The sequence below is a fragment of the Streptomyces sp. P17 genome (assembly GCF_032436805.1).
Classification (GTDB): domain Bacteria; phylum Actinomycetota; class Actinomycetes; order Streptomycetales; family Streptomycetaceae; genus Streptomyces.
Map to the genome: position 1 here is coordinate 1 of NZ_JAVRBF010000134.1, position 5,473 is coordinate 5,473.

Annotated in this window: 5 protein-coding genes and 1 pseudogene; 2 read left to right on the top strand and 4 right to left on the bottom strand. The window is 73.4% G+C overall.

The window, feature by feature from the left end; all coding sequences use genetic code 11:
- Positions 1-77 precede the first annotated feature (77 nt).
- Positions 78-299: pseudogene (locus tag RMT89_RS39560) on the top strand (MFS transporter); the annotation flags it as partial.
- Positions 300-349: 50 nt separating this feature from the next.
- The gene (locus RMT89_RS39565; protein ID WP_315888591.1) at positions 350-1,375 is read left to right on the top strand and encodes a lactonase family protein; all 1,026 of its coding nucleotides are present in this window, start codon (positions 350-352) and stop codon (positions 1,373-1,375) included.
- An 81-nt stretch (positions 1,376-1,456) separates the two neighbouring features.
- On the opposite strand, the gene RMT89_RS39570 is transcribed toward RMT89_RS39565, so the two are convergent.
- The 4 genes from RMT89_RS39570 to RMT89_RS39585 form a co-directional block, all read right to left on the bottom strand.
- Positions 1,457-2,380, bottom strand: coding sequence for a hypothetical protein (locus tag RMT89_RS39570; protein ID WP_315888592.1), 924 nt, complete (start codon positions 2,378-2,380; stop codon positions 1,457-1,459).
- Positions 2,381-2,498: 118 nt separating this feature from the next.
- On the bottom strand, positions 2,499-3,476 hold the full coding sequence (locus tag RMT89_RS39575; protein ID WP_315888593.1) for a BadF/BadG/BcrA/BcrD ATPase family protein: 978 nt from the start codon (positions 3,474-3,476) through the stop codon (positions 2,499-2,501).
- The gene (locus RMT89_RS39580) at positions 3,473-4,150 is read right to left on the bottom strand and encodes a uracil-DNA glycosylase (protein ID WP_315888594.1); all 678 of its coding nucleotides are present in this window, start codon (positions 4,148-4,150) and stop codon (positions 3,473-3,475) included. The genes RMT89_RS39575 and RMT89_RS39580 overlap by 4 nt, the downstream gene beginning before the upstream one ends.
- A gap of 73 nt (positions 4,151-4,223) precedes the next feature.
- A complete protein-coding gene (locus tag RMT89_RS39585) occupies positions 4,224-5,309 on the bottom strand; it encodes an exo-alpha-sialidase (RefSeq protein ID WP_315888595.1) in 1,086 nt (361 codons plus the stop codon).
- Positions 5,310-5,473: the final 164 nt, after the last annotated feature.

A 5,473-nucleotide genomic window follows, 5' to 3' on the forward strand; every position in this document is an offset into this window, starting at 1 on the left:
AGGTTCGCCCGCAAAAGTCGATCGGGGCAATCCGGTGCAAGTCGGGCGCGTTTTCAAGATTCTCAGTGGTCTCCTAGGTCCTGGGCCGGACCCTGGCCCGCTTCGAACTCTCCACAGGCTTCGGCCTCGCCGTCTCCCCGGCGGCCATCACCGCTCTCGCCCCCCACGGCCCGACCGCGCTCTGGGGCAGCCTCGCCGCCGCGACACTTGTCTCCGCGTCCGCCGTCGCCAGCAAGAAGGACGGTTCAGGCCGGCGGACGTCGCCGCGCGCGGGGCGACTTGGTCTAGACCGCGCGTGATCGACTGCTACCGTCACGAGCGGACGGCACCCGACCGAAAGGGGACAGCGGTGGCAGACGGTGGCAGGCGGGCCTTCATCGGGTCGTTCACGGCGGCCGGGGGGCCGGGGATCGTGGCGGCGGTCGTGGACGCCGACAGCGGGGCGCTGTCCGTCCTCGCCGGCGTGGACGACATGCCCGACCCCTCCTACCTGGCCCTGGCGCCGGGCGGCGGCACGCTCTACGCGATCAGCGAGACGACCGAGGGCGCGGTGGCCGCGTACCGCGTGAACGGCGCCGAGCCCGAGCTCCTCGGCTCACCCACCCCCGTATCGGGCAGCGGCCCCACGCACCTCGGCCTGTACGCGGGACATGTCCTGACCGCGAACTACGGCTCGGGAAGCGTCAGTGCCGTGCCGGTGCACCCCGACGGCTCCCTCGCGGCCGCCCCGTCCTGCGTTCTCCCCCATACCGGCTCGGGCCCGCACACGCCCCGCCAGCAGGGTCCGCACGTCCACCAGGTGCAGGCCGACCCCAGCGGCCGCTGGGCCGTCAGCGTGGATCTCGGCACCGACTCGGTACGGGTGTGCACACTGACGGACGGCCGCCTGGAGATCCATGGCGAGTACGCGCTGCGCCCCGGCTCCGGCCCCCGCCACCTGGCCTTCCACCCGGACGGCTGGTACGCGTACGTGCTCAACGAGCTCACCCCCACCGTCACCGTCTGCCGCTGGGACGCCGCCGACGGCTCCCTGAAGCCGCTGTCCGAGACGCAGGTGCTGCCGGGCGCTCCGACGGGTGACGCCTACCCCTCGGGCATCGCCGTCTCGCCCGACGGCCGCTTCCTGTGGACCGCGACCCGCGGCGAGGACGTCCTGTCCGCGTTCGCCGTCGAGGGGGAGGGGCTCCGACTGCTCGGCACCGTGCCCTGCCGGGGCCACTGGCCCAGAGCCCTCACCGAGGCACACGGCTTCCTGTACGCCGCCAACGAGCGCTCCGGCGACGTGGCCTGGTTCGCGGTGGACCCGGCGACGGGACTGCCGCGCTACGGCGGCTCCATCGAGGTGCCGGCGGCGTCCTGCGTGGTCATCGGCTGAGGGCCGTCCCCACGACGAAGGGCCCGCTCCTGTGCTTTTCCGAGCGGGCCCTTTCGGTCGTGCCGTGGGGTGTGCCGGGCCTCAGCGGACCGGCGTGCCCTGCGGCTGCTGGGGGGCGATGCCCAGCGCCGTCGTGTATTTGGCCAGGGCCAGCTTGCCGATGGCCGGGTAGGGGCCGAGCGGCTCGGCGGCGGAGCAGCCCGCCTCCTTGGCAGCGTCCTCGATCAGCGCCGGGTCGATCTCGGGCCCTATGAGGTACGGCGCGAGGGCCAGCTGCTGCGAGCCGGAGCCGCGCAGCTGCTCGGCGACGGAGGCGATGGAACCCTCCTGGTCGAGGGCGGCGGCCATCACCGGCACGGCGAGGCGGGCGGCGAGCAGCATGCCGGTGATGCCGGCCGCCTGCACGGCCTCGTCGCCACCCACGGAGGCCAGGATGATGCCGTCCGCGGCGGTCGCCACGGTGAACAGACGGGCGCGGTCGGCGCGGGCCAGACCGGCCTCCGACAGGCGTACGTGCAGCGCCTCGGCGAGCAGCGGGTGCGGGCCGAGCGCATCGGTCAGTTCGGCGGCGACCCGGCTGTCCATCACGGCCTGGCGGACCTGGCGCAGCAGCGCGCTGTCCGGACCGGCGAGCAGCGGAACCACGACGGCCACCGGCCCCTCGGGCGCCTTGGCCTCCACGCCCGCGGCGAGCGCCTGCTCGTAACGGGCGGTGCGCTCCTGCGCGGTGTGCGCGAGCACGCTCTGGAGGGTCGGGAACTCCGCGTCGTCCCCGTCGAGGTACCCGATCCGGGCGGCGAGGCCGGGCAGCTCGGAGCGGGCGATGCTCACGACCTCCTCGGCAAGACTGCGCGTGGGGGCGCCCGGCGTGCCCGGCACCGCGAGAACGAGCGCGGGCGCGCCCTCGGGAGCCGCCAGAGGCTCGGGTCGGCGGTGCCGCCCGGGCTGACGAGGTCGCGGCATTCGTACTGGCAGGCCGGACGCGGGCCCAGTGGGGGAGCTCATGGCGAGGCATGTTACTGGCTTCCTGGGCTCCCCTGTTCGGGGAGGGTGCAGGTGAGCGGTATCCGTCCGGTTTTGTCTGATGAGTTACGCGCGTTGCGGTACCGGACGGCGTAGGCGATCAGTCCTCCTGGTCGGTGACCACGCAGAGCATCGCCTCGTCACCCGGCAGAGTGAGCGCCCCCGACGCCAGCTCCGTCGCGATCCGGACAGCCCCGTGCAAGGGATCCCCGTCGGGCGCCACCCGCCGAGCGTGCGGCAGTCGCCGCGACAACTCCTCTTCCAGCGGTACGAGAAGGGGGTCCCCCATCTTGAACAGGCCGCCGGTGAGCGCGACTCGGGGCTCCCCCTCGGCCGGGCAGACGGCGGCCGCGGACTCGGCCATGTACCGGGCGGCTTCCCGCAGGATGCCCGCGGCGACCGGGTCGCCCTCGGCGCATGCGGCCACTTCGGGAGCGAAGGAGGCGAGGAAGGCCGGGCGGTCCGGCCGCGGGTACAGCTGTCCGGGCAGCCGGGGCATCGGGCCGAACAAATCCTCTGCCCGGGCCAGCAGGCCCTCCGATCCGCCGGGGCGTCCGTCGTACGCCCGCAGCGCGGCCTCCAGCCCCGCCCTGCCGATCCACGCCCCGCCGCCGCAGTCGCCGAGCAGATGCCCCCAACCGTCCGCCCGGCGCCAGAGCTTCATGTCGGTGCCGATGGCGATCAGCCCGGTACCGGCCGCGAGGACGGCGCCGGGCCGGGGCCCGAGGGCGCCGGTGTAGGCGGTGACGGCATCGGCGGCCAGCGCGAGCCTGCGGACGCCGAACTCCCGCCCCAGCGCGTCCGGCAGCTCCGCGCGCAGGGCCTCTCCCAGGGTGGAGAGCCCCGCGGCCCCGACCACGGCGGTGCCCACCCCCGCGAGCTGCGCCTCGGCGGTCAACTCCCGCACCAGGGGCACCAGTTGCTCCATCAGATGCCCGGCGTCGATCCCGCGCGCTCCGGTGCGCACCGGCTCACGGGACTCCCGCTGGGCCAGTACGCCCCGTTCGACGGTGCCGATCACGACCCGCAGCCCGGAGCCCCCGGAGTCGACGGCGAGGAGTCCGCGGGCCTCGGTCACGGCAGGCGCCAGTCCACCGGTTGACCCCCCTGTCTGATCAGCAGGTCGTTGGCCCGGCTGAAGGGGCGCGAGCCGAAGAAGCCGCGGTCCGCCGACATGGGGGAGGGGTGCGCGGACTCCACCGACGGCAGGGAGCCGAGCAGCGGGCGCAGATTGCGGGCGTCGCGGCCCCAGAGGATGGACACCAGCGGCTTGCCGCGTCCCGCGAGCGCCCGGATAGCCTGCTCGGTGACCTCCTCCCACCCCTTGCCACGGTGGGCGGCGGGCTTGCGCGGGGCCGTGGTGAGCGCCCTGTTGAGCAGCAGCACGCCCTGCTGCGTCCACGGTGTCAGATCGCCGTTGGTCGGCTGCGGCAGCCCGAGGTCGGTGTTCAGTTCACGGAAGATGTTGATGAGGCTGCCGGGCAGCGGTCGCACCTCGGGCGCGACCGAGAAGGACAGTCCCACCGCGTGTCCCGGCGTCGGATACGGATCCTGTCCGACGATCAGGACACGCACCTCGTCGAAGGGCTGCTGGAACGCCCGCAGCACATTCGGTCCGGCGGGCAGATAGGTGCGTCCCGCGGCGATCTCCGCGCGCAGGAAGTCGCCCATCTCGGCGATCCGTCCGGCGACGGGTTCCAGGGCCTTCGCCCAGCCCGGCTCGACGATTTCATGCAAGGGTCGTGGTGCCACGGGCGTCACCCTACTGCCGTGCACACAGCGGAGATCAACCGGTGGCCAAGGCCCGTGCCTAAGCCGGTGCGGCTCATCCGACGACCGCCGCGCGCACGCACAGCACATCCGGCAGATGCGAGGCCAACTGCCGCCAGGTGTCTCCGTCGTCGGAGGAGGCGAACACCTCGCCGTTGCGGTTGCCGAAGTACACGCCCGCCGGGTCCGCGTCGTCGGTGCACAGGGCGTCACGCAGCACGGTGCCGAAGTGGTCCTCCTGCGGCAGTCCCGCCGACAGCGCCTCCCAGGTCTTGCCCGCGTCCGCCGTACGGAAGACACGGCATCGCCGGCCCGCGGGGACCCGGTCGGCGTCGGCGTTGATCGGGAACACATACGCCGTGTCACCGCGGTGCGGATGGGCGGCCGCGGCGAAGCCGAACGTGGACGGCAGCCCCTCGCCGATGTCGGTCCAGGTCGCGCCCGCGTCGTCGCTGCGGTACACCCCCCAGTGGTTCTGCAGATACAGCCGGTCCAAGGTCGCCGCGTCCCGTGTCACCTTGTGCACGCACTGGCCGAACTCGGGGTTGGGGTCGGGCAGGAACACCGCGGAGACACCGGAGTTGGAGGGCGTCCAGCTCGCGCCGCCGTCCGAGGTGCGGAAGACGCCCGCGGTCGACACCGCCACGGTCACCGACTGCGGGTCGCGCGCGTCGGTGAGCACGGTGTGCAGGCCCTCTCCGCCGCCGCCCGGCACCCACTGGGAGCGGGTGGGGTGTTCCCACAGCGGGCGGACCAGCTCGAAGCTCTCGCCGCGGTCCTCCGAGCGGTACAGCGCGGCCGGTTCCGTGCCCGCGTAGACGACGTCCGGCTCGGCCGCCGCCGGGTGCAGCTGCCACACCCGCTCCAGCGAAGCCCCGGTGCCCTTGGGGAACTTGACGGCCGGCTGGGCCGGTTCGGTCCAGGTGCGGCCCAGGTCGTCGGAGTGGAACACGGATGGGCCCCAGTGCGCGCTGTCCCCGCCGGCCAGCAGCCGCGGGGTCTCGCCCCGGGTGTCGATGGCGACCGAGTACACGGCCTGTGCGTTGAAGTAGGGGCTCTCGTCGAACTCCCAGGCGTCACCCCGCTTACGCCCGATGAACAGGCCCTTGCGTGTGCCCACGGCGAGCAGTACCTCGGTCATGCCGAACACCTCCGCGACGTCCTTGTCCCAGTCACCGGCCAGTCTGCACCCCGGCACTGACAGTCACCGCTGGAAACGGCTTCATCGCAGGTCAGCGACCCAGGGCGGCTTCGCCGCCCGCCGTGGGGCGGGTAAATGGGCAGGGCGGATGCCCCGTAGCCCTT

What these genes read in the sequence shown, in the direction of transcription:
- RMT89_RS39570 (WP_315888592.1), bottom strand. Translation starts at nt 2,380, where the DNA reads ATGAGCTCCCCCACTGGGCCCGCGTCCGGCCTGCCAGTACGAATGCCG.
- RMT89_RS39585 (WP_315888595.1), bottom strand. Translation starts at nt 5,309, where the DNA reads ATGACCGAGGTACTGCTCGCCGTGGGCACACGCAAGGGCCTGTTCATC.